General features: G+C 55.9%; 19 protein-coding genes. 8 read left to right on the top strand and 11 right to left on the bottom strand.

The window, feature by feature from the left end:
* Nucleotides 1-117 precede the first annotated feature (117 nt).
* From WNY61_RS07935 to WNY61_RS07905, 7 genes are read right to left on the bottom strand one after another with little or no spacing between them, the layout of a single operon-like run.
* Nucleotides 118-1,017, bottom strand: coding sequence for a GTP-binding protein (locus WNY61_RS07935; RefSeq protein ID WP_342850929.1), 900 nt, complete (start codon nucleotides 1,015-1,017; stop codon nucleotides 118-120).
* Entirely contained in the window at nucleotides 1,014-2,516 is a 1,503-nt protein-coding gene (locus WNY61_RS07930; protein ID WP_342850928.1) for an amidohydrolase family protein, read from the bottom strand. The genes WNY61_RS07935 and WNY61_RS07930 overlap by 4 nt, the downstream gene beginning before the upstream one ends.
* A 12-nt stretch (nucleotides 2,517-2,528) precedes the next feature.
* Nucleotides 2,529-3,977 (bottom strand): M81 family metallopeptidase, encoded by a 1,449-nt coding sequence (locus tag WNY61_RS07925; protein ID WP_342850927.1) that lies wholly within the window; start codon nucleotides 3,975-3,977, stop codon nucleotides 2,529-2,531.
* A complete protein-coding gene (locus WNY61_RS07920) occupies nucleotides 3,974-4,534 on the bottom strand; it encodes a TRAP transporter small permease subunit (RefSeq protein ID WP_342850926.1) in 561 nt (186 codons plus the stop codon). The genes WNY61_RS07925 and WNY61_RS07920 overlap by 4 nt, the downstream gene beginning before the upstream one ends.
* On the bottom strand, nucleotides 4,503-5,474 hold the full coding sequence (locus WNY61_RS07915) for a TRAP transporter substrate-binding protein (protein ID WP_342850925.1): 972 nt from the start codon (nucleotides 5,472-5,474) through the stop codon (nucleotides 4,503-4,505). Before WNY61_RS07915 ends, WNY61_RS07920 begins: the two co-directional genes overlap by 32 nt.
* A 32-nt stretch (nucleotides 5,475-5,506) precedes the next feature.
* On the bottom strand, nucleotides 5,507-6,790 hold the full coding sequence (locus WNY61_RS07910; RefSeq protein WP_342850924.1) for a TRAP transporter large permease: 1,284 nt from the start codon (nucleotides 6,788-6,790) through the stop codon (nucleotides 5,507-5,509).
* Nucleotides 6,787-7,920, bottom strand: a complete 1,134-nt coding sequence (locus WNY61_RS07905) for an FAD-dependent oxidoreductase (protein ID WP_342850923.1) — start codon at nucleotides 7,918-7,920, stop codon at nucleotides 6,787-6,789. Before WNY61_RS07905 ends, WNY61_RS07910 begins: the two co-directional genes overlap by 4 nt.
* 154 nt (nucleotides 7,921-8,074) lie before the next feature.
* On the opposite strand from WNY61_RS07905, the gene WNY61_RS07900 reads away from it, so the two are divergent.
* Entirely contained in the window at nucleotides 8,075-8,692 is a 618-nt protein-coding gene (locus WNY61_RS07900) for an XRE family transcriptional regulator (RefSeq protein ID WP_342850922.1), read from the top strand.
* A gap of 342 nt (nucleotides 8,693-9,034) precedes the next feature.
* Here WNY61_RS07900 and WNY61_RS07895 read toward each other — a convergent pair whose 3' ends face one another.
* The 3 genes from WNY61_RS07895 to WNY61_RS07885 all read right to left on the bottom strand — a co-directional run bounded on the left by WNY61_RS07895 (nucleotide 9,035) and on the right by WNY61_RS07885 (nucleotide 13,444).
* Nucleotides 9,035-9,478 (bottom strand): cupin domain-containing protein, encoded by a 444-nt coding sequence (locus WNY61_RS07895; protein WP_342850921.1) that lies wholly within the window; start codon nucleotides 9,476-9,478, stop codon nucleotides 9,035-9,037.
* Between the two features lie 155 nt (nucleotides 9,479-9,633).
* Nucleotides 9,634-11,130, bottom strand: a complete 1,497-nt coding sequence (locus WNY61_RS07890) for a winged helix-turn-helix domain-containing protein (RefSeq protein WP_342850920.1) — start codon at nucleotides 11,128-11,130, stop codon at nucleotides 9,634-9,636.
* Nucleotides 11,131-11,824: 694 nt separating this feature from the next.
* Nucleotides 11,825-13,444 (bottom strand): winged helix-turn-helix domain-containing protein, encoded by a 1,620-nt coding sequence (locus WNY61_RS07885; protein ID WP_342850919.1) that lies wholly within the window; start codon nucleotides 13,442-13,444, stop codon nucleotides 11,825-11,827.
* A gap of 112 nt (nucleotides 13,445-13,556) precedes the next feature.
* Between WNY61_RS07885 and WNY61_RS07880 the strand changes: the two genes are divergently transcribed.
* Nucleotides 13,557-13,916: a hypothetical protein gene (locus WNY61_RS07880; protein ID WP_342850918.1), complete on the top strand. Its 360-nt coding sequence runs from the start codon at nucleotides 13,557-13,559 to the stop codon at nucleotides 13,914-13,916.
* A 476-nt stretch (nucleotides 13,917-14,392) separates the two neighbouring features.
* On the opposite strand, the gene WNY61_RS07875 is transcribed toward WNY61_RS07880, so the two are convergent.
* The gene (locus tag WNY61_RS07875) at nucleotides 14,393-14,593 is read right to left on the bottom strand and encodes a hypothetical protein (RefSeq protein ID WP_342850917.1); all 201 of its coding nucleotides are present in this window, start codon (nucleotides 14,591-14,593) and stop codon (nucleotides 14,393-14,395) included.
* 505 nt (nucleotides 14,594-15,098) lie between these two features.
* Here WNY61_RS07875 and WNY61_RS07870 point away from each other — a divergent pair.
* The 6 genes from WNY61_RS07870 to WNY61_RS07845 all read left to right on the top strand — a co-directional run bounded on the left by WNY61_RS07870 (nucleotide 15,099) and on the right by WNY61_RS07845 (nucleotide 23,145).
* Complete coding sequence (locus WNY61_RS07870; protein WP_342850916.1) at nucleotides 15,099-17,399, top strand: hypothetical protein; 2,301 nt, start codon at nucleotides 15,099-15,101, stop codon at nucleotides 17,397-17,399.
* Nucleotides 17,400-17,578: 179 nt separating this feature from the next.
* Entirely contained in the window at nucleotides 17,579-17,929 is a 351-nt protein-coding gene (locus tag WNY61_RS07865; RefSeq protein WP_342850915.1) for a hypothetical protein, read from the top strand.
* 562 nt (nucleotides 17,930-18,491) lie between these two features.
* Nucleotides 18,492-19,292 (top strand): hypothetical protein, encoded by an 801-nt coding sequence (locus WNY61_RS07860; protein WP_342850914.1) that lies wholly within the window; start codon nucleotides 18,492-18,494, stop codon nucleotides 19,290-19,292.
* A gap of 102 nt (nucleotides 19,293-19,394) precedes the next feature.
* The gene (locus WNY61_RS07855; protein ID WP_342850913.1) at nucleotides 19,395-19,868 is read left to right on the top strand and encodes a hypothetical protein; all 474 of its coding nucleotides are present in this window, start codon (nucleotides 19,395-19,397) and stop codon (nucleotides 19,866-19,868) included.
* Between the two features lie 65 nt (nucleotides 19,869-19,933).
* Nucleotides 19,934-21,769, top strand: a complete 1,836-nt coding sequence (locus tag WNY61_RS07850; RefSeq protein WP_342850912.1) for a hypothetical protein — start codon at nucleotides 19,934-19,936, stop codon at nucleotides 21,767-21,769.
* Entirely contained in the window at nucleotides 21,766-23,145 is a 1,380-nt protein-coding gene (locus WNY61_RS07845; RefSeq protein WP_342850911.1) for a hypothetical protein, read from the top strand. The genes WNY61_RS07850 and WNY61_RS07845 overlap by 4 nt, the downstream gene beginning before the upstream one ends.
* Nucleotides 23,146-23,760 lie beyond the last annotated feature (615 nt).

Below are 23,760 nucleotides of genomic sequence, written 5' to 3'. Positions count from 1 at the left end.
TTTGACATCATAAGGGTTCAGTCTGGGTTTGGGGCTCAACAAGTGGATTCGAATAGACGTCCGCCAAAGTCTGCGACCATCTCGCATTTACTGTGACCCATCGTCTTCCTTTTTAGCTCATGTGATCAACCCATTGAGCTGCTGTTCTACACGGTCTGCGTCGAAGCGCTTGCGCTCTCCAATCAGTACAAGTTGGCAACCCTGCTGGGCGGCGCTTGCCACCTCAGGCGCACGTGAGAGAGTGGCGCGGGTGCCGGTCATCTGGAATAGCAAGCTACCCTCTGCCACCCAAACAAACCCCTTTGCACGTAACAAGTCGGGGGCAAGCGCGGACATTACACTTTGAAATCTGCGCAAATCTATTTTGCCATTGTATTGCCATTCGAGGTGGGCAAACCGGTCATCCTGTAATGGCTTATTCAAAGCTGTGTGCTTACGAGGTTCGAGGGGGAACACCGCCATATGGGGAAAACCTTTGGAAAGGTCGAATACATGCTGTTTGCCCAGATCAGCAAGAGTTTCGTGAACGGCGGTAAGTTCGGTTAGTGTCGTTCCTTCCGTCTTGGCCAAACAATGGATGTCTGACCCGGACACCTGAGCTTTCCAAAGCGGGTCATCAACACGCGCAGCCAGATCGGGTACGTCGATCAGACAAGCTATGGTCTCAAGTCGGACTTGCGACCACAGCACCGGGTCGGTCAGGGACTGCGCTATCCCAGCAGGATCCGCAACGCCGCTGGCCTCGATCACGATGTGGTCGGGCCCGGGATTTTGGTTGAGGACGATCTTTAACGTCCGCAAAAGATCGCCTTGCAGCGAACAGCAAATGCAGCCGTTTTTAAGCCCGATCACCCCGTCCGCGGCCCCTTCGAGAAGCGCTGCGTCGATGTTAATAGAGCCGAAGTCGTTGACGATGGCGGCGATGCGCAGGCCGTGGTCCGCATGTAGGAGCTGATTGATGAAACTTGTTTTGCCCGCCCCCAAAAATCCGGTGACCAACAGAACCGGAACGCTCATGTTGGTTGGCAGCGGATCGGGCGCCCGGGGGACGCAGCAGTATCGAGTGCGCCTTCCGCAATCACCGCAACGCCGTTTACAAAGAGATACCGCACCCCTTCGGACGCGCGATTCATCGCTGTGAACTCGGCCTTATCGGTCAGCGTCTCCAGATCAAAGACCACCAGATCAGCATCGCACCCCTCCTGTACCCGCGCCTTTTTACGGATTTGCGGGACACACCCCTCAATAACCCGCGCAGGCAGGATTGTGCATTTCGCCAACCCCTCAATCAACGTCATGACCGCCCGGTCGCGCACGTAATCGCGCAAGAAGCGGGTGAATGTCCCAGATGACCGGGGATGCGCCGAGAGACCATCGGGCAAGGGCCAGTCGAGCCCTTCATAGATGCTACCATCTTCATTGATCCAAGGCATCGCATCCGAGGCGATCGAGCCACCCGGATAGGTAACCGATAGATCCAGCAGACGTCGGTGCTCATCATTTAACTCTACATCGAGGAAATGCCACATGACCAGATCGGTCGGCGAGGCATCGCGCGCTCGCACCACATCTTCGCGGTCAATAAAGCGGTGGTGGTTGTGGATCAATTCGACATTTGAATAGGCGCTGCCGGTGCGTTTGGTAAAATCTGGATCCATGAAGAATCCCGCGCTGACGACTGTCGCTCCGGTACCATAGGGGTAGGCTTCGGTTGTGACGGGCAACCCCTGTTCTTGAGCCTTGGCCACCAGCTCGGTCACCCGTTCGATGTCCATCAGCGAGGTCGAGTTCAAATGACAGATGTGCATATGCGCGCCGGTCGCTCCGGCAAGACCGATGAGCCGCACGTAGCTGTCGACTGAGCTTTGTGGGTCAATATTGCTGAGGTAGGCGATATGAGTATAGGTCGGCGTTCCGTACTCGAAGGCCAGATCGCAAATGTCGCTCATTTCCTTGACCCCGGCACCGGGAGCATAGCCATTCGGCAGACCAATACCGATAGCACCCTCATCAAGCCCCTGCCGCACATGTGCAACAATGGCGCGGGTTTGCACGGCGTCTGCGGCCTCGGTTGACCAGCGCATATCGTCGGCTCCGGCGCCCATCTGGTCAATCGGATGGACGTCGGGATCGAGATCAAGCCCGCCCATTACCGCCTTACGAGCAAATATCCACGCCGCCGCAGTGCCGTAGTTTAGCGCGCGCGGGATGCCCGCCTGCCGATCATACCAGCCGGCTACCGGTAATGCCCCCACTTCGAGCTCAAGCGTGGTGGTGACCCCGTCAAAAGCCTGCATACGGTCTGCCGCCACAGATTGGCCGTGCGCGTGCAGATCAATGAACCCCGGTGCCACGATCAGCCCCCGGGCATCAATCTCTTGTTCGGCCCCGCCTTCGACGGTGCCGATCTTTGCAATCATCCCGTTTGCAATGGCCACGTCGCATTCCCGGTCAAAACCGGTTTCGGGGTCCATGACGCGGCCGCCGCGCAGAATTATCTCGTAGGGTTCGGTCAACGGGGCATCTCTTTAGGCAAAAGGGTTTTCTGTTTTAGGCCAGTAGTTCCCATCACGCTTGGTATAGGGCACGATTGTAAAGTCGGGCGTGATCGCGCCGGGCGTGCCAAGGTGTATGACCTCTGCGGCAATCGGCGCGAAACCGTCGTAAAAATGCTGCGAGGATTTCACCACGACATACTTCATCTGACTAAGATCGATGCCGAGGTTCTCGAAGGCTTCGGGATGGAAGGTCTGGGTGCGTTTGGTGTTTACAACGACGTGAAGCCCATCACTTTCCATCCAGACGCAGTCGCCCATATTCATTGCCGCCGTTCCCAGATGCTGCACCGCATCACGCACGATGCCACGGACAGTGATCCTTAGATCAACCGGGTCGCCCGACATCGGGCCGATCTTGCCGCCGAGCCTTATGTCCATTTCTGCCCCAATACCTGCGTCAATGCACATTCCGACCAAGACCGGATCCCAAAAGGTGCCGAAGGCGATGTCGGTTAGGCCACGGTCAAGCGCTGCCTTCAGAACAAAGGTCGAATCTGAGGGAGCACCCCCGCCTGCGTTGTCTGCAAAGTCCGCTAAAACGATGGGCGCACCCTCTAAGGTCATGGCACGATCCAGCCCCTTCTCCATGGTCGGGAAGGTGCGCAGCTCATGCCGCATGTCCCAAAGCTCGCAACCAAGCGCCTCCGCACGTGAGGCTGCAAGATCGGCATCACCGTCGGTCACAACCAATACCCGTGTGCCGGTGCGCGGGTTGTCTCCCCAAGGGAAACCATGGACAAGCGAAACGGACAACACCCCCTCCCTGCCCTCCTGCGCTGACATGCGATCAACGTAGCTGCGCACCGGCTCGAAAGGCGTGTGGTACATTGCCATCATGCGGCAGTCATAATCGCGCATGACTGGCGTGATCTTTCCCGCAGCGGCGTCGGCACAGAGCGTAAAAAGCTCTTCGGCCCGAGGCACAACATCGACATGGGGGTATTCTTTATAGCAGATGATCGCGGTGGTGTTCTCGAGCATCGTCTCGGTCAGGTGGCAGTGCGGGTCGAGTTCCAGCCCGATATTCGCCTCCGGCCCCACGATCTCCCGGATGCGGGCCATCATGTCGCCTTCGCAATCGTCATAGCCCTGCGCGATCATCGCGCCGTGCATCGACATCAGCACGACGTCAACCGGCAATGCCGCTCGCAGATCGTTGAGAATGTCGTCTCGCATGGTTTCATAGACTGAACGGACAGTCGGGCCAGCGGGCTGCGCATAGGTCGACAGGCTTTCGACGACCTCCCACCCGAGTGCTTCGGCGCGGCGACGCCAGACTGTGACTGCGGCAGCATAGAGCCCCGCCTCTCCCTGCGAAGCAGTCTTGGTATGAAGGTGTTCCTTGAAACCGCTCCATCCGGTAGGAATGGGGGAGAAGGAATTGGTCTCGGTGGCCAAAGAGGCCATGAAAAGCTTCATTGTGTGTTCCTCAGCTGAGTGAGCGCCTTCGCTACATCAGCAATCACATGCAAAAGGATTAGACTGAATGCCAGTGGGATAGCGATGCCGAAGACCACCATGGGCAGGTCCATCGTCTCGGTCTGCCGTCCAGCGAGCCGCGCAAGATAGCCGCGCGCCGGGTTCGCGCCGGGGCCAAAAAAGCAGAACCATAGGATCGGCAGCGCGAAACAGAGGACGCCAAGGGCCCGAAACAGAGTAAAGGCCAAGCCCCGAGCGCCCTTTATGGCAAGCGCTTCGGGAAACAGCGTCGGATCGAGCCTGTAGCGAAAGGCGCAGGAGGCACCAAGCAGTCCGCCCCAGACCATTGAGAAACGCGCCAATTCCTCTGTCCAGATCGGCGGCTGGTTAAGGAGGTAGCGGGCGATGACCTGCCAGCCAGCAGCGGCCAGCATGAGGGCAACGGCCAGCGCCGCCCCCACCAGTGCCGCCCGGTTCAGACCTGCAGAAAGCCGATCAAGCAGATGTGCCACCGCACGCATCAGTTCAGCGACCGACCGCTGTGTTCCAAGCCTCAAGCGCGCCCTCGGGCATGTCTGTGGCTTCATAGATCGGCTGGCTGGCGGCGCGGAACTTTTCACGTTCTTCCGCGGTCAGTTCGATCACTTCGATACCGGCCTCTTCAAGCTGTTTAAGCACCGCGGAATCGTCCGAAACCAGTTTGCGGTTCGCTTCATGGGCCGCATTAACCGCCTGCTCAACGATCTTACGCTCTTCATCAGAAAGGCTCTGGTACCAGTCCTCCGAGGCAATAGCGACGCGCACCGAAGGGCTCATCTCAGCATTGGTGAAATACTTGATGAAGGCCGTGTGCCCATAGGTCAGTGGTACAAAGGCGGGGTTGATGTAGCCACCCGCAACACCGGTCTGCAACGCGTTGGGAACTTCGGACCAAGACACGATGGTGCCTTTGGAGCCCCATTGCTCGAAGGTGTTGATCTGGACCTCGTCCAAGGCGCGCATCCGGACATTCTGCATGTCCCCAAAAGCACGGATCGGCACTTCGGTTGTGAAAATGCCGGTTGCCGTGCCGGTCATTACCAAGTCAAGCACGCGCACGCCTTTGGGAGTCGTGCCCTCGTTGATCCGCGCCAACATGCCACCTTTGTCCAGCGCCATGTCCAATTGATCGAGATCGTCAAAGAAATAGGGCATTGAGGCGCCCGAAACCGTGCCGTCCAACGTGCCTGCGGATTTGGCATCCGACATCGAAACTTCGAGAAGACCTTGGCTCACCTGATCGAGCCGCTCTGCTTCTTCACCGAGCGAGTTGCGCTCGTATTCTTCGGCGTCCATGCCGTGTTCATTCAGGTAATTGCCGAAAGTATGTGCCCAAACATAGGTGCCGGACTTTTCCAAGTCTGGCGGGCTATCGAGGGCGATTTTGACCTCTGCAGCGGCAGGCATCGAGACTGCCATGGCCAGAGCGGAGAGTGCGGATACATGTGTTAGTTTCATTGTATTTCCTTCCCTGATTGGTTCTTCTTTTGTTATTTCCACAGCCCCAGAGTACGGGGCAGCCAAAGACTGATTTCTGGCGTGAAAACGAGGATCCCCAGAACGATGATCTCAGCGAATACGAAAGGCATGACCGCGCGGGCGAGCTTCCAATAGTTCACCCCGGTCACCGTTGAGACGATTAGCAGGCACCCTCCTAAGGGCGGCGAAACCAGCCCGATGCAGAGGTTGAAGCAGATGACGATGCCCAGATGCACGGGGTCAGCGCCATTGGCGAGCGCCACGGGGGCGAGCAAGGGTACAAGCAGTGCCAGTGCGACGGGTACGTCCATCACCATGCCTGCAAAGATGAAAATGACATTCATCAACAGCAGGAAGCCAACTGGACCCAAGCCCATCTGCTCAACCAGACCGGCTATCGCCTGCGGGATGCGCTCCAACGCTGCCAGGTGACCGAAGGCTGCGACCGCGCAAAGGATCATGAAAATCGATCCCGTCAGGATCGCGGTCCGGGAAAAGCTTTCCCAAATGTCCGTGGGGGTTAGCGGGGAGTAGAAGAAGGCTGCAACGACAGCGGCCAGAACGGCTACGGCGGCAGCTTCGGTTGGGGTCATCCAACCCAGCACGATGCCGCCCACGATGATGACCGGTAGGCAGAGCGCTGGCAGCGCTGTGAAGATAGCGGGTAGCAGTGCAGGCGCTTCGCCCTTCTCGACACGCGGATGGTCATCGCGCCAAGCATAGAAACCGTTGACCAGAAACAAGACCGCGGCAAGAACAAGCCCCGGCAGTATCCCCGCGACAAACAGCGCGGCGACCGAGGTCTGCATCAACGCGCCATAGAAAATCAGGATGATTGACGGGGGAACAATCGGCCCGATGATGGAAGAGGCCGCCGTAATCGCTCCGGCATATTCGGCTGTATAGCCGCGCTCCCGCATCGCTGGCACGAGCGTATTCGACAACGCCGCGGCATCCGCCACCGCGGAGCCGGAAATCCCAGCAAAGAAAACGGATGTCATGATGTTCACATGCCCTAACCCGCCGCGCATGCGTCCAATCAGCGCCATGGAGAGGTCGATGAGAGATTTGGTAACACCGCCTCGATTCATGAGTTCGCCCGCGAGAATGAAGAGCGGCATCGCCAGAAGCGAAAAGACGGATATCTGTGAGAAGACCTTTTGCGGCAGCACGGCCAGATATCGCGTGTTGTCGGATATCACGAAAGCCAGCACAGCCGCGCCGCCGATGACATAGGCCAGCGCCAATCCCGATGCGAGCAGGACCGCGGCGACAAGTGGGACGACCCAGATCATTGCACGATCCCCGCTCGGTCAGGCGCAACACTGGCCAGATCGAAACCGGCGGTAACGATATGATCAGGTATTGGCTTTCCCTGCACCAGCGCCGCTGCCAAATTTGCGGCGGCGGGTGCCGATTGGATTCCATAGCCCCCCTGCCCGGCCATCCAAAAAAATTCCGGCGCGCATTTCGAGAAGCCGATCACCGGCTCCTTGTCCGCGACGAAGCTGCGAAGTCCGGCCCATTTGTTTTCGATGCGTCGGATGTCGAGGTCAAAAGCCGTCATGATCCGGTCTGCGCAGATTGCTACATCCATCTCATCAGGCTGCACGTCGCAGGGATCGCATGGCGTTTCATCAGCAGGCGAGATCAGCAACCGCCCAGCGTCGGGCTTGAGGTAGAATTTCTCATCAATATCAATTGTGATCGGCCCGTCGCGGTGGGTGAAACCATTCGGCTCGGCCACAACCATGGCAGTGCGGCGCTTGGGTACGAGTCCAATCTTCTCTGCACCAGCCATCGCTCCGACTTCGCCGGCCCATGCCCCAGCGGCGTTTACCACCACGGGCGCCACGAACCGCCCCTGCCGGGTCTCGATAGTCCATCCCGCACTATCACGTGTTAACGCTTCCACCGCAGCCTTGGTGATTAGAACTCCACCTGCCGCCTTGAACTGACGCAAATAGCCCTGATGCAGCCCGGCAACGTCAATATCTTGGCCGCCCGTATCCAGCATCCCAGCTGAGGCATAGCCTGTGCGCAAAAGCGGTTGTTGCGCCTGCATCTCTTCAGCACTCAGCAGCTCAACGGGGCTAACGCCCGCGGCTTCTTCGTACAGTGTCTGAAGCGCGTCGACCTGATCATCTCGAGCGATCATGAGAATTTGGCGCGGGGTCAGCAGCGGTGCGGCGGCAAAACCTTCGGGCGGCGCGTCGAAGAACGCCCGCGAGGCCCGTGTCAAGGCGCGCACGCCGGATGGCCCGTAATTCGGCGCGAATACTGCCGCGGAGCGCCCGGTCGTGTGATAGCCAGGCTGAGCCTCCATTTCAACAAGGATAACGCGCATCAACGGTGCAAGACCGGCTGCCAGAGAGGCCCCGGCGATGCCTGCGCCGATGACGACCACGTCTGATTTCTCCGCCATCTGATGCAACCTCAAGCCCCCAGTGTCGATTCCCTTTCTCAAACGCTACCCGGATTTCCCCATTAGGCAATAAAAATTTTCCGATACGAAAATATTTCCCTTTCCGACAACCTGTGGGTAGTCTGTGTTTTTATAGCCAGAAGGACTATCGCCTATGACCACTGCCCATGCCTTGGGCGCGAGACTCCGCCACCTTCGCAAGTCCCGCAAACTTACCTTGAGCGCGCTGGCATCCTTGTCAGGAGTCGCTGTTTCCACCATCTCCAAGATCGAAAACGGCGCGCTGTCACCAACTCTCGACAAGGTGTTGCGGTTGGCCGATGGGCTCGACTTGTCGATCGGCCAGTTGATTGGAGAAGAACAGATCGACGATCACAAAAGCCAACCAAACAGCCGTCTCCTGCCCGCGCGCGCCGACGACGGGATCGTAATCGACACGCAGAATTACGAATATCGCTATCTCTGCGCTGAGTTGACGAATAAACGCATGGTCCCGATACACGCGCGTATCAAGGCTTCAGGCTTGCAGGAGTTCGGCCCGTTGGAGCGCCATGGCGGAGAGGAGTTTCTGATTGTACTTGATGGTGAGATTGCAGTGCATACTGAGTTCTATGCCCCTATTCGGCTAAGCCGCGGCGAGAGCATTTACCTCGATAGTACGATGGGCCATGCCTACGTTAGCGTTGGCGACCAAGAAGCAGAAGTATGCTGCATTTGTACGGAGCCTCTCCGCGTCACCGTCGACGGTCAGAGAGATCACGACAGCATTTAATCGCCGGTCGTCAAGGTTTGTTAACCCCTGCTCTCCAATAATCGTATCGGCTGCTTGTGTAAGTGCGGATCGGGTTCGACCAGTTAGATTGGTATATTTGCCGACACGTCACCTATCCACAATATGTCCGTTCTCGGCCCGTTGCGGACCTTGGCCATGACTTCAAGATGCTGCGGTGCGGCCCGTCATTGCGGCCATTCATTCATAGTGCAGCATTTTGTTGAGTTAAACGTCGCACAGCGGACCAATACAATGTGCGGACACCCCCAACAACAAACGGCGGAGCTGGTCTGCATTTCCCAAAAACGCCGCCCTTACCATGGAAGGAAACCAAAGGTTCAGTTATTCAACGAACATTGTGTCGATAGGCCCTTCGAACTGAAGGTATAGGATCGTTTCTTCATCCGTCGGAAAGCTGTCTTGGTGCTTCTGCCCTGCTTCTTGGAACCAATAATCGCCGGGCATCTGCAGCGCTGCTGCGGCTTCGGTCTCGTCATTGCCCCAATGTTTTGACGCACCACTCACCACAACCGCATGGTACGCGTAAGTGTGTGTGTGCATGCCTCCAGGAAAATTGGGTGGAAATTTCATCATTACAGCTGAAGGTCCCTCCTGAGGGTTACCCCAAAGTACAGCGATTTGAATTGGCAGATCACCGATGGGGAAAAATTCGAGTTCGGCAAGTGATTTTGCCGAATAGCCGCTATGGCCGTCGGCCAATGCTGGCGAGACAGCTAATGTCGCTACAAATGCCGTCATAAATCCCAGTGTTCTCAATTTGGTCATTGGTTCACTCCATAATTCTGCGATCGCCGAGCAACAATTTGATGCTACGACCCGTTGCGTCATGACACTGATTGTAGTGGGAACAAATTTGGAGGGCAGGAAATCAGTATGAAATTTGTCCGAAATTTCACACTTAAAGCAATCAGCAAGCACTATCAGGACGTTGCCGGATACCCAGCGAGGGCCAGCCGCTCTTCCAACACTTCGACGTCGCGTGAGTTGGTGAACGGCAGGTCGCGAAAATGCGTGAAAGGCAAGTCGGTGCTAACAATCATGCGCTTGAAGTCTTGGGTTGTTGTTATCTTTGGGCTCGACGCGGCGGCTGTCGCGTAGACATATTTACACCAATGGTCACTGGGCGCACGATCATGACTTTCGCGCGATGTCTGCACTGCTGCGCTCTCGTGCCCTGCCAAAATCTGGCCCAAGGCCAGCAACGTCAGGTAGTGCGGGTAACGCGGGTTGGTCGCAGGGCTGAGGTCTATGAACTTTTTCACTCGCTGTATGCCCAGTTCATGTTCCCCTGAAAGAATTTCGCTGGTCGCTAAGAACTGATGTGCCAAATGGAACGCTGGGCTAATTTTGAGGGCACGATTGAAATCGGCTCGTGCCCCGTCATGATCGGCGTTAAGCCACATCCGTACACACCCCCGCGTGAGCATCACGAAGTCAATATGCGAGGCGATGCCGACTGCACGATTGGCGAGCTCCATTACGTATTTCGGAGGATCCGGAACTTTCTTTGGGCCTTCCTGTAATACAGATATGACAGATGTCGAAGCGCGCATTGCCAATGCAATAGCATTTTCAGGCTCGCGTTCGATAGCCACCGACATCGCATCTCGGGCCACATCCCTGTTATGCATCTGGATCCGTGACATGTGATAGGCCGCCTTGGCCAACAGTTCTTGAGTGTTTAGCTCGTCATTCTTTCGGTCAATATGTTTCTCACCTGCAAAGTTAAACATGTGGACGCGTAGCACATTATCGACTCGTTCAGCGATCTGGCGAGGGAGGTCCTCCGCCTCCGCCTCCGACAACAGAGAGTTCCAAGTCTCAGCGAAAGCAACGTCACCCGACTTGCCTCGGATCAACTGCACAAACACGCGGAGGTGTTCACCTGACTGGCTCACTCGTCCATCAATGGCGTAGTCAGCATCCTTGCGTTGCTCCTCATCGGAGGTAACTATAAGGCCTGATCGAGGGGATAGCCCCATGATGAGCTCTTCGGTGATGACTTCGGCGATTTCTGCAAGTTCAGGTGAATGGGCCGTAGCGCGCAACATGGAGATATAGAGCTTTGGCAGCTCCCCCGGTTCGACGGGTATTTCGCTCACGCCATGAAGGCTGTAGCCACGTCCAATGGCAGTGCGTAAATACTGACGGCCGCTGTCTTCTAATGCGGATCGGATATCCTTGATACACTGCACGAGACTGTCGTCGGAAACAAACTTTCCTGACCATGCGGCATTGATAAGTTCGTCCTTTCCTATCGTTACTTCATTATGCGCTGCCAATTTACCAAGTACGCGCAAAGATTTGTCTCGCAACGCAATCGGACGACCCTCTTGGTCGATCAGCTGACACGCAGTTAGATCATAGATGACATGACCAAAGCGAAGGCAAGGTTCGCGATCATTCGTGTCATTCATCAATCGACACTCCCTTTCGGTATGTACCGATCATGACCGCCACCAACATTCACGGCAATGTTTTGTTTAACCCGTGAGCGGGCCAATAATGGGAAGTTCGACCAGAGGTGCCGCCCAGCAAACATCAAAGGACTAACTCGCTGCCAAATGCTGGATGGATCAAGAAATTCCTAATCAGTTTGGTTCTGGAGGCCTCTTTGTAAGGCAATCACATAAGCCGACATTCACTACGTCACAGAATATCAGTAAGATGGGCTCAAAGCAGACCTTCTGCGGTGCGGTAGGATCGGCGGGCCGTGATCGCACAGTAGCAGAGCGGGCCTGGTATACTTCGGCGTGGGCATATTGCCGGAGATGTAGCGTGCATGGTGGATTGAAGGACCCACCATGCCAACTCCAGACTTGTCAGCCATTCGTGCCTTCCGTTCGGCATGAAATGAGGGCCGCATTGTCGGCCAAAAGGGGTTACTCAAATAGCTGCAGCTAATGCAAGGTGGTCGATCTTTCATTTCGTCTGCAGCCCAACCGGCGGGCTTAGAGAAGTTCCTGTATCTCCATGGTTTGGAAGATTTAGCGTAAGCGATGATTAGGAAGAGGGTATCTTCTCTCCCCCCATGAATAAGCTGCGCTCGGGGTCCATGGGCACTGCCGATAAGAACTTGAAAGCGGGCTTACGTTAGTGCCCTTACGCGTTTCACGAAGGCATGCCCGCGGCCTCCAGCGATTCCAGCCAGCGATCTGCCAACCCTGGCGCTGTCCACATGCCGATTATCAGCGCCCGTTCGCGCGCCACGGTCCATTCGGAATTTTCGTCGAGGAAAGCCGCCATCGCGGCCTTCGCCCTGTCCACATTGCCAAGACAAAGATAGATTGCGGCCAGCGTCTTGTTCGCGGCCACGGGCATCGAAGGCGCGGCTGTGAACGTGTCCAGCGCCTCGTCGCAGGCACCTCTCTGCCACTGGATGCGCGCTTTGGTCCAGTTCGTGTCATGCCCGTAAAGCGGATCAATCAGCTCGATGTCGGCGATCTCTTCGAGCGCTTCTTCGGTTTCGCCGACGAAGGCGAGCGCTTGCGCCAAAGCGTTGCGGGCGAATGACGACGACGGATTCAAGTCTACCGCTCGGCGGAAGGCACTGATTGCACCTTCAACATCACGGTTGAACATCAGCACGCGCCCCAACGCATGAAAGGCAAGGAAATTGTTGGGGTCAAGTTCCACCCCCCTACGGGCAAGATCGTCCATCCGCTGGCGGATCGCATTCTCCTCCCCCTCAACCCAGCCGTAGCGCAGCCCGATGCGAAGTGACAGAGCCTGGCCCAGCGGTCCCCAGGCGGAATTGGGATAGTCCCTGATGGATTGCTCCTGCTCCGCGATATTAACCAGCAAACTGTCTCGTGAGAAATTCCGCATGATCCGGCTCTGTGCCGCGTTCGCGATCAGCAAGGCGCTGACATCGCCGTCGGACATCTGTGGCTCGGCCATGTCGACTACCTTTTCCCCCACCGCACTTGCAATTTTACGGCTGATCCGGCTGTTCGCGCGCAAGAGCTGGTCCAGGGGCACGTCGAATTCATCGGCCCAAAGGTTCGCTTCTGTCGCACCGTCGATCAACCGGGCCGTCGTGCGCACATGAGTGCCGTCGTATTGCTGGCTGCCCTCCAACACGAAATCGGCACCGAGCCGTTCAGCGATGTCTGACACGGCAAGGTCTGAGTTCCGAAAGCTAAAGCTGGACCTCTGGGAGATGATGAGGAATTGCGGATAGCGCGCCAACAGAGTCGTGATGTTGTCGCTCACCGCATCGCTCAGGTAGCCTTGATATTCCGGGGGACTGAAGTCGTCGAACGGCAGGACCGCGATCACCGGCGGCCCTGGCGGCGCTCCGGGTCTCAGCAAGCCGAATGCAAGCGCGCATACGCAAAGGACCATGACGGCAAGCAGGGCCAGTTGTTGCCTACGTGGCGACCGATCCGGCTCGGCCGCGGTGGGCGGAACCAGCCGATACCCCTTACGCGGCACCGTTTCCACGATGCGCTTGTCGATGTCCTCCAAGACCCGCCGAATCTCTGCGATGCATTGCGCGACGCTGTCGGGGGTTACCGCGCGGCCCTGCCAAACCTCTTCGATCAGCGCATCTTGACTCACGGTCTCACCCGGCACCCTTGCAAGCGCCATGAGCACCTCGCGCGACTGATGCCGCAGGTCCAGTTCCTTGCCATCATGGCAAAAAAGCCGTCCGACTGAGTAATCGAGAAACGCTATCCCAAGATCGATTTCAGAGGATTTCGAGTCTCTTCGTTTGACGAAACGCACCTCCCTGACCTCCCATCAAGGCCACCACCGCCCCGCATGTCGGATTTGGCCTTTCCAAAGAAGATACCCTGCCGGGTGAAAAATATTAACCCCGAACCCGAAAGGAAACGAAATGCGACTTTCGAAATTGACCCAGGCTGCGACGATACTCGTCCTCGCCACGAGTTGCGCCGCCTCGGCAGATCAATTCGCGATCCGGACGAACAAACCTGTGTCAGGCGCATCCGAGAGGCTGCTTGAAACGTTGGATGTCCGCGAGATCGAGGCCGTTGAGATCAACGGCGCCTATTTTATCGTGCTCGAAGCGAAGAACGAGGGCTATGTCGAAGCCTACATCTTCGGGCATGGCGTCGATGCCAAGGCCCTTTACCGCCTTGAGGCCGACTGGACCGGGCCCGGACTATCCTCGCTGTCTGTGGAAGCGCGGGGCGCCTTCTTCAAGGAAACAATCTGCGAGTTCTGCACGAGCTGAAGCATTCGCAGCAGAACGCACTTCGAGGGGCGCCATCCCCTTCTGAAAGAAAATACGCCATAAGGTAACTGTATTGCCGCAAATGATGCGGGCGCCGTAAGGCATGCAGAAGAAAGCGGCTGTTCGGACAGCCGCTTTCGAACAATGTATTCTTTAGATTGCGACGGTGAGAATGGGCTGGAATGGCCGACTTGCGGCGATGCAGCATGAATCTCAGTCTGGATGCCGCTCTAAGGTCTGCTTCCAATGGTCCGGCCAGTTCGCTTCGCGCCTGCAGCGAAGGTCGGCTTCCCACCCTTCGTGCAGGTTGCTGCTTCCGGCCCTTAGCAGCCATTGGGCGGCTTATCGTTTGCTTCATCGCAGCTTCCCCAAAGCGGCCTTCAAGGCATTGCGCAGCACATGGAACTGCATGCGGCGATCAGCAACGGGGACAGGGAGAGCGAGACGCTACGCACTAAACCAGATCACACAGTTGATTACTTGTCTTCCGGCATCCTCACATTGATCCCAACCTCTGCCAAACGGTGATAAGGGGCGTTCTTAACAGCGGCTTCGATATCTATTTTCGGACGTTTTTCCTTCCGGGGAAAGATAGCGAGGAGAGATCCTATAATTATTAAAGCGCTGATGCTTAAAAGGCCGCCGGCAACAATAGCTTCGGAAGTGATTTCGTTCATTACGTGTCCTTCTTTCCCGCCCGGATCAGTACAATGATTGGCAGCTATAGACCGACCTAAGCAAGGTCTTAGGTGTGCTGCCCTGTTCGACATGGCCTTTGAAGCTTCTGTTATTTTTGCAGCATATACTAAAGATACTGCGAACGCTCCCCGAAACGATTTTAGTTCGTGGGACCACCTATCACCATAAGATGCTCAGGCGTTCTCGCACCTTCGATTACATCGGCCGCCGCGATCAATGTTATGCTATTATCTGATAAGGTCGGCAGAGCCCGGATTGAGAAAGTCAGGGATGGCGGCTCGAGACAAACGGGAAAGGTTGGGCTGTTCTCGTTGGCGGAGTCGAACGCCAATAAACCGGGAAGAGAAGCAAAGTTCTTTGTATTTCTGTGTGTTGGCCAACCTCAATGATACCGGGGTAAGTTGGTAGCTCACGCGCGCGAGCAAAACGACGAATTTTCGCCGGGAGTTTTTTGTTTGCCTCTCAGGATCCCATCTACTCATCATGACACATAAACAGCCCTCCCTAAACCTTGCCGAACTCCGTGCCCGGATCGAAAACGGCACCGTAGCAACATCCAGCAAGCCATCGATCTTGGCATTTCTTGACTTAGCGAACTTAGTCATTGGCCCCGAAGCGTTCTGCAATCCAGCAGTGCTTGAATCCCCCGCCTCCTTCTCGAAGTGGTTTCCCTCGGCACCGGATGAAAATATCGTCAAAGCTTATGGCGACGCAGCGATGTATGATCGTTGCCGAGATAGCATCCAGAGGCATGTACGGCTCGCCGGAGTTTGGCCAGATGAGGACCCCTTCTCTTTGCTCAACCAGCTCGCGCGCGAATACCGCATCAACGGCGTGAACCGTAAATTGATCGAGGCCGTACTTCCCGGGGTCACCTTGCGCTCGGTAACGCGGGAAAAGGCCGTCGCGGCAGACCGCGGTCTTCGCGGAAATGAAAGGAATGCGCTCCGAAACTCTTTCTCGTCTATTGACCAGCTGAGGGATGATCCCCGGGTGATAGCAGCAGGCATCCTTAATCGGGAAATGATTGGCCCAATGCCATTATATCGTGACGGCGACAAACTTCCCATTACATTGCCGGTCACGCTCGCAGCTGTGCTGCCACACATTGATACACACAATGCGAGACGCGCGCGGCGTGCGTTCGAACTTGCCGTGGATGTCGGTCTTTTTAAACAAGATGGGCCTGCGTCTGGATGGACGCTAACCATCAATGACGCGGTGAGATACCACAGACAAATGGCGGCAACAATCTCCGCAAACTCAGCGGCTCTCTACCTGCGCGCACTAATCACTGTGCTTAGTGCCGCGCGTCCGCAATCTGTGCCCGAGGATGTTACCGCCAATAGGGTGCTGTCGCCGAAGCGTTATGCGACAGACACCAAGGCTCCCCCAAAAAAGCAACAAGAAACACCGGTGATCCTACCTGCCTGTATTGAAGCGGAGATAGCAGAATTTTCTAAGGACCGATCCACTTCCCCTCGACGGGTGCGTGAGTTGCGCCGTTTGTTGTTTGAGCTGCAGGAGGCAGGCATCGACATCAATGGCGTCAACGCCTACGACTGCGCTGTGGACGTCTTCAAGGTAAGATTTTCTAATCGCGCCGAGCTCACATTGCGGTCGTATCGAACGACACTGCACACATTTCTTGCACACACAAATCGTCTTGCACCTTGGGAATGTTTGATCTCGCGTGCCCGAATTTCGAAAGGGCAAGACGTCAACCTCTCAGGTCTTCTCTTAGTCAGAAAATATGCGGAAAGTGTTGAACCTGAAATCGCTCCGGCCAGAATCGACATAGACGTTGCGCGCCGATTTCTCCTAAGAGCACAAGAGTCTGGCGATGTTTCGAGATGTCTCGCCGGATTTGGAGCCCTTGACGCCCTGCGCCAAGAGCATCTCGGCCTTCTGCCCGGGTCAGCTATTGGAGATCAACAGCCGTGGTTGAGGTGCGCAAAGGGGGAGTTACCTCTTGCACTAAAGAACGATCTGAATTCAGACGCCGAAGCGGCGGGGTACGGCGAGTTCGGGATAAAAGAACTGATTGTCGCAGCTCGGCGGCTGTATGCGCTTACAACCGACAAATCGATATTCAACGATCCGTTCGATGTCATCCCCTGGCGCAAGCTGACAATGGAAGCCGATGCGAATTATCCACAAGAAATGGCGTATTATCGCACCGCATTGCTACGTCTGGCTGATCGTGTCGATCGCGAGTTGACGCCGGGGTGGCATGCTCTTCAGGCAGAGATCGCGGAATGCGGTATCCCGAGAGCAGAGAACCCTGTTGATACTTTATTTGACGTCGCATCAAAATCACACCTCGAGCCTTGGCAGCTTGATCGTGAATGGGCGTGGATGCATGAGCGATCTCTGCGCCCAGATCTGCGGAGAAAATGGAACCGAGCAATAGCCAACTTCGATACCCTTCGAGGGGTAGAGGAAATTTTCAGAAGGAAGCTACTGCCGACAGAGCGCGTCGGACCGATGCCCAAGATCGGGGCCCGACTAAAGAACGCGTATTTTCCGTTGCCCCGCAGGGTAGAAGCAGCTCTCGAAGGTGAGACAAAGCAAGTTCTGGAGGCCGCACATTTTGTCTGGCGGTGCCTACGAGATTTTGGTGTCTTTTCACGCGGCGATGATCCCGCGCCCTATGATTTGTTTGCTGAAACAAATTTGGAACGTATTTTGCAAGAGCAGACCTTTATGACACGAAGCTCTGCCAAGATACATGGCGAGCAGATCCGCGATTGGTGCAGAGCTTGGCCCGGCAATACGGCTTAGTCGATAAAAATTACAGAACAGTGGTGATTTTCTGCTTCGTCCGGAAAGGGAATGGCCAATATAGATATAGCAAAAGATAAAAGGACCTGTGGAAAGACAGACAAACCGACAACTCCCGTGCGCAGAACTGACGCCGAAGAATAGGCAAAGCCACCATTCACGCATGCAGGGAGTAAGACATGCTTAACAACAGTACCACTAACCTCAGCCAAGCCCGCTATGATGCGGTTGCTGCTACTGAGCAGCATCTGCGACGACACGGCGCAGGTCTTTGCGATCTTTTAGATGCGTTGGACGACCCTGCAGGGTTTGAAGCGCTATTGAGGCTTCACTCGGCATTTTCGGACCGCTTTCCAGATTCGGATGCAATAGAAGACGCCCTGTGGGACATTGTTCGTTACCTTGCAGACCAGACACCCTCAGCACTCGACAGCACCGGGCGCGAACGAAACTTCCCTGCGCCTGATATGGCACGGTGGCACGGGGCAAGGGTCAGCGAACTTTTTAACCGGTTTCGCTTTGCGAGATAATCCCGATGGACGCGATGTGTGCTGCAAATCACAGACATGCCGTCTCGGAATTCAAACGGACGGACCCTGCCCTGGCAAAACTTTAGCGATGTGAGGCAATGGCTTGCTGAAAAATCCCGCTGGGCGAAAACTTGCGACCTGATCCGTCGATGCAGTACGGTCAAGAGGTCAGAAGCATTTCGGTCAGGAGTGGGGGGCCCATACCAGTTTCACTTATCTCGTTTGCAAGGGAGGCTTTTCGCGCGTTGGACGATACGGCCCGGAAACTGGCGATAACTTCTGTAAGTTACCAGCGCGTTCAGGCTGAAATCTTAAACAGGACGAGATCACTGCTTAAGGCTGCACCAAATGCGGTCTTAAAAATGGCACGCTTCTAAACTTCGCTAACTACCTCTGACAGGGCGGCGCAAGCCGCCCTGTTTCTTGTGCGAAAGACGTTTGCGATAAAGAGGTGTCCCAGGCGCCGTATCGGATCCCGTACCACTCGAAATTGATATTTCTTGCTGATTACTTTTCCGTATCGCTGTGACGGGAACCATCTTCTGTAAAACAGGAGATACGAATGCCAACCTTTGAAAAGTTTCATCCCGCCACGCTTAAGGATCTTGCGACTTGGTCGACGCTTTCGCGCAATGAAGTAGGGCCGCTTCTGACGCGGCTTGGGGTCAAGCCGCTCAACTCCAAATATCCAATGCTGCGGGTTTACGAAACCATGCTTGGTCTTTCACCGCATGATAAGATTGACGAAGCGGCACTCGGAAAGGGCCTTCTGCGGATAAGCGAGATTGCCAGAATGGTTGGCTTGGCCCCCGAGGCTCTGCTCGAGAAACTGCGCGCTAACAACAACGACTATCCCCCACTTTACGTATTTGGGCCCCGGCGGAATCTGATGCTGCGGGCGCAAATCGAGCAGATGCTGATGAGCCCGCGAAATGCCTGGCAGCCTATCGAGCCTCTTGAAGAGCATGCATTGCCAGAAGCTCAACTGGCCCGGTATCTTAAGGTCCGGCAATCCCAAATCGACACTCTGCTTCGCAATAAAGATAATCTACCCGCCCGTATTCTCACCCACGGGCGGGTGCGCTTCATCGCAGCGGACGTCGCGCAACGTCTCAAGGCACTGAACGCCGGTGAGAAAAAGGCCTCGGAAGATGAGTTGCATCAGTCCGATCTGCCGGTTGACCCGTTTGACACAGCGCCCGCCTCTCCTTGTGCACCGACGCATGGCCTATTCGCCAATGCCACGGAACGCGCAGCTGAACGGCTTCCAACATCGAATTCCCGCACCGGATCCGGGTCTAACGCACGCGGAGGCGATGGCGCGCACGGAGCGTCGGCGGAGGCGAAACTATCGGGAACATAAGGGGTGGCTTAGTTCCTGTAAATTTCGCCTCTCACGCACATTTTCGCTTCGTTTGCACGCGAAGCGGCCAATCTCTTCCTCGAGCCTAACAAAGGATTTCCCATGGTTTCCAAGACAAAAAGCCGCAATCGCATCATAGCGCGCTCGTTCACCCGGACGCCGGTCACGCTACAACAAGTGCACGATCACGAACCAGATCCGCGTTTTCAGTCCGCCCTGCGACGGTTGAGTTCTGTCCTCGACGACTCTCTCAAGGCCATGCCTGCAGATATCGGCTGGTTCGATGCACACTTTCCAAAAGACAGGCTTGACGGAGCGAAGGCTCACTGGAGCAGTGCCCAAGCTTACAATCGCTGGCGCAACACCATCCGCGGCACAATCCGTCAACGAGCTGCAGGTTGCGGCACTTTGAGCGTGCCACTGAGCCCGCTCCGGGTGCGCCACCTGGTCGTGACTAAAGCGCATATTCGCCCCTCGCCCCCAGCATCTCAGATCCATGGGCATGGGGATATCAGCGAAGTCAGGGCCTATTGCGCGCATTTCCGCAAGGCCGCTTCCGGTCCTAAGTCCGACTAAACCGTAAAATTACGCAGCTGACAGCAAGGGCTGCCATGTCCAGTCAATTCATTAAGGAAAATAGAATGGGTTTATTCTCCAGTGCCACTCAAGCCGCTACGGCTGTCGTGATGCCAACTCCAAAAACCATGCAGACCGTGTTCGACGAGACCAGCGACGGGACCGAACGCAAACGCATCGCCAGATTGAGCAAGTTTTTCGCCGCCCCCCTTTCAACCTTGGACGGTGGCGGTGTTGATCTGTTGACTTGGTTCGAGAACAATTTTCAGACCCTCAAACAGATCGGTACGAGACCGCTGCCCGGGTCCGATCGCGAATTCTGGAAATCAGAAAGCAGTTACGCCAAATGGCGCGAAGTCGTCTGCCGCAGGATCAAGACCACCCTTGGCATGATCGCTGCGAAGCAGGTATTGCGGAAGCGCATAGACGGCTGGAGACCTTTCCTCGCGCTCCTTGAGGAACTTTCCAAAGATCATGGTCCTGTACATCCTGGGACATTTGGCTCAATTCGTACCTTTTCCGACCGGGCGCGAGCGGCGGGCATCGACCCGATGGATTTGACCCCTAACATCATCCCAGCGTTCTTAGATGGAATGCCAGCGCACGAGAGAGAGGCATCCATCAAAGCCCTCAGGGCGCTTGGACGTCACCGCATTTTCCCACAGGTTGCGGGTTTTCTGCCTGAAAACTTCGACACTGACTATCTTATTCCTACGGCACGCACTCCAGTGCCCGACACCGTCCGCGAGATGATCGCGGAGATGGTCGAGGCGGCGCGCTACGACCGGAAGACTTTTGATGACGTATCTCAGACTTGCAGCGAAAATTTCAACGCGAAGACAGCACAAACATATACCGCTGCACTTGTCGCTTTGGCCCGAGCTGGACAAGAAACAAACATGGTGAACCTCTCATCATTGAACTGCCTCGACCAGCTGTTCAAAAGCGATGTTCGCATCGCTGTCATACGTCACTGGATCGACATGTCGGAAACGGATGCCAGGTTCAGTCTGAGAACCGCGGCGGGTTACGTCCGCATCATTGCACAGATTGGCAAGGCCGATGGCCTTAAAACGAAGAAATGGGTTAACAGTCTGAAGAAGAACCCGCATCTCAGAGAAGGTCACGCGTCTGGCGAGAAGATGTCCCCGAAGAACCGAATCTTCTGCGAGAACCTCATTCACAACTCTGCCGATGTAAGAACTTTTCTCCGACAGCATGTGCTTTACCAAGACCGCGCGAAAGATATTCTCGCCACCGACAAAACTCTTACGACGTTGCAGCTTCGTAGCGCCCGGAGGTTTGCAACATGTGCGGCTTTCGCCGCCATCGAAATCCGCGGGGCAGGTTTGAGAAAAGGCAGCGCGCTAACCGGGGAATGTGGTGGCACCACGCAAAATTTCTTTCGGAAAACGGTCGGCGAGGAAAAGTATTTCGAACTGCGGGTCGCGCAGAAAGATATGAAAGGCGAATATATTGAAATGCCACCCATACGAATCCGCGATGACCAGTACTGCGGCTACGAAGTCCTTGACTGGTATCTAAAAGCTGCGCGCCCGCTTTTTGATTTTGCAAACCCAGAGCACTGTGAAGCGCAGAAATGCCCGATGGCCACACATCTATTCGTCTCAGAACAATCTGCTAATCCGCTGAACGGGGCGATGCTCTACAAATGGTTCCGCAGAAGCAGCGCCGAGATTGGGTTGCCGATGTTCCCGCATAATTTCCGACATGGGTTCGCCACGCTGTTGCTCGCGCGTTCCTGGAGCAACCGCGGTCGTGCTGCCGCTTATCTCGGCTGCTCAACAGGCGTGCTTGAAACCTATTATGGCTGGATCGACAAGCGGCAGAAGCTCGAAGAGGTGCAGGACCTGCTGGCGGAGGCTTTGGCCGGAAAATGACCCGACACATAATTCTCGCAAAGCCGCATTGGCAGCCCAACGCCGCTTCGACCACCCTGCTCAGCCTGCCGCTCAACCAATTGCAGGCACTCGACAGTCTCGTCGAGTTCATGTCTGAACATGGCTGCACGAAATTGACACTATCCGACTGCCATGTCTGGGCGCGCCTCAACGGTGGGGCAAGCACTGTCAACGAAGCCATTGCTGCAATGATCAAGACCGATGGCCCGGCGGCTGCGCCCCTTGCGTCACTTCGAGCCGCGGAAAAGGCCCTGACTGCTTGTGCGCACTTCGCGGGGGTTACACGCGAACCGCGTCGCGATTACGAGCGAAAGATCTCTCTCTATTTCGATGACTTACCCGACGACTGGAAACAAAACCTTGCACAGATTCGAGACCGCAAAGATGACGGCGAAATCAAGCTGGTATCCGATCTGTACGACCGCATGATACGCAAACTCTGTCAGTACGGCTGGTATCTGAGGGAAAGCGGCCTGGCGCTGGAGTTCGACATCGTGTCACTGCGCGGATTTTATGCGTACGAGACGACGAGAATTTCCGCTCGGGGGGCACCCTTGAGAACTTCAACAGTGATTGCGACATTCGCCGACCTCCGGGATTTCTTGCGCTTCTCGAAGGCGTATCCGAAACATCTGATCAGAGAGCTGGACAAGCTTCTCAAGAAACTGCGGGATCGAGCTAACGTTGAAACCGCCCAGAAATATGCGGCTCTTGCCGCCATCGATATAACGGCCCTTATGCCCCGTGCCGAAGTCATCCTTGCAAAGGCAACCGGGCCGGCCAATCCGGCGCAACGCCTCATCCAACGAAACAGAGCTCTCGCAATAGCCTTGCCTCCGATGACCCCGCTTCGACGCGAATGGCACGATCTCAGGTTCGGCCGCGATCTGGTCTGGACCAAGGGCCGCTATCGTCTCCGCGACTACAAGCTGCGCAAAACCCGCCATCGCATCGGTCGAGAGAAGTATCCAGGTTCCGTACATCCAAGCGTGCAGCACTTTGTCGATGCACGGTTGCTGCAAGATGATGACCCGAAATATCTTGCAACATTGCGGGCAACTGCTGAGGAGCAGCAATGGCCGCTGTTCGTCCATCCAAACGGTATGCCCGTCTCTGAGAATTATGTTTCGCAGGTCTGGTCGACAGAGTTTGGCACCGGAGGGCACATCTGTCGATCTATCGTCTATGACGTGGTGTTTGCCATTAGTGAAGATGCGACGCTGGGAGGCATGTTGGTGAACGATCACACGTCGCAGCAAGCGCGTAAGAAATACACCGGGGTTCGGGCAAAACAAGCCGCGCTTGCTGCCGCGGCCAAGGAAATCGACGACCTTTTCGATGCTTTCGGTGCATGAGGAGGCCACACGTGCCGACGTCGAAGGCACGGGGCGACACGGAAAGGCTTAAGGAGTTGTTGCGGGTTTTTCTAAGGGCAACGACAGCCTTGGCGTCATTCTTTGGCCTGAGTTGAGGATGTAGCCGATAGCTTTCAGGCCGCATAGCACGAGCGGTGTCGACACCAATTCACTCGGCTAAATCAAGTTTAGCGATACCTGACCACACATATTGCAGCTGCGCATCAAGCCGCAATCGAGCCAATTTGCTCCAGATGATAGGGGGAGCGCGAAGTCCCGGTGCGGCCGTTTTCGATGTTGTCTGCTCTGGGACCGCACAGTACCTTTGACCCAATGTAACATTTAATAGCGCCATTTTAGAAACTGACCAGAAACGATGTCTCCCATCGGATACTGATCAAAGAAACTCTTTTCTTAGGCTGCGAATACTGCGGGCTTAACTTGAGAAGCGGCCCCGGGGGGCAGCCCTCTGGTGAGCCGCGCCAGATGTTACAGGCGGCGCGGATAGCGGCACAATCATTGTCTGGCGGTGCAGGACCGTCCTTTTCCAAGGGTCATGGTGTCACAATGCGCCCCACTCTTCAGATGCGCGCCAGGCAAGCACTCTCCCTGCTA

The organism is Sulfitobacter sp. AS92, assembly GCF_038900015.1.
Lineage (GTDB): Bacteria > Pseudomonadota > Alphaproteobacteria > Rhodobacterales > Rhodobacteraceae > Sulfitobacter.
Note: the sequence above shows the minus strand (reverse complement) of the source record. Positions and strands in the feature narration are given on the sequence as shown.

Coding starts and splice junctions, on each gene's coding strand:
- WNY61_RS07935 (WP_342850929.1), bottom strand. CDS start 1,017: ATGAGCGTTCCGGTTCTGTTGGTCACCGGATTTTTGGGGGCGGGCAAA.
- WNY61_RS07925 (WP_342850927.1), bottom strand. CDS start 3,977: ATGAAGCTTTTCATGGCCTCTTTGGCCACCGAGACCAATTCCTTCTCC.
- WNY61_RS07915 (WP_342850925.1), bottom strand. CDS start 5,474: ATGAAACTAACACATGTATCCGCACTCTCCGCTCTGGCCATGGCAGTC.
- WNY61_RS07910 (WP_342850924.1), bottom strand. CDS start 6,790: ATGATCTGGGTCGTCCCACTTGTCGCCGCGGTCCTGCTCGCATCGGGA.
- WNY61_RS07905 (WP_342850923.1), bottom strand. CDS start 7,920: ATGGCGGAGAAATCAGACGTGGTCGTCATCGGCGCAGGCATCGCCGGG.
- WNY61_RS07900 (WP_342850922.1), top strand. CDS start 8,075: ATGACCACTGCCCATGCCTTGGGCGCGAGACTCCGCCACCTTCGCAAG.
- WNY61_RS07895 (WP_342850921.1), bottom strand. CDS start 9,478: ATGACCAAATTGAGAACACTGGGATTTATGACGGCATTTGTAGCGACA.
- WNY61_RS07890 (WP_342850920.1), bottom strand. CDS start 11,130: ATGAATGACACGAATGATCGCGAACCTTGCCTTCGCTTTGGTCATGTC.
- WNY61_RS07880 (WP_342850918.1), top strand. CDS start 13,557: ATGCGACTTTCGAAATTGACCCAGGCTGCGACGATACTCGTCCTCGCC.
- WNY61_RS07875 (WP_342850917.1), bottom strand. CDS start 14,593: ATGAACGAAATCACTTCCGAAGCTATTGTTGCCGGCGGCCTTTTAAGC.
- WNY61_RS07870 (WP_342850916.1), top strand. CDS start 15,099: ATGACACATAAACAGCCCTCCCTAAACCTTGCCGAACTCCGTGCCCGG.
- WNY61_RS07865 (WP_342850915.1), top strand. CDS start 17,579: ATGCTTAACAACAGTACCACTAACCTCAGCCAAGCCCGCTATGATGCG.
- WNY61_RS07860 (WP_342850914.1), top strand. CDS start 18,492: ATGCCAACCTTTGAAAAGTTTCATCCCGCCACGCTTAAGGATCTTGCG.
- WNY61_RS07855 (WP_342850913.1), top strand. CDS start 19,395: ATGGTTTCCAAGACAAAAAGCCGCAATCGCATCATAGCGCGCTCGTTC.
- WNY61_RS07850 (WP_342850912.1), top strand. CDS start 19,934: ATGGGTTTATTCTCCAGTGCCACTCAAGCCGCTACGGCTGTCGTGATG.
- WNY61_RS07845 (WP_342850911.1), top strand. CDS start 21,766: ATGACCCGACACATAATTCTCGCAAAGCCGCATTGGCAGCCCAACGCC.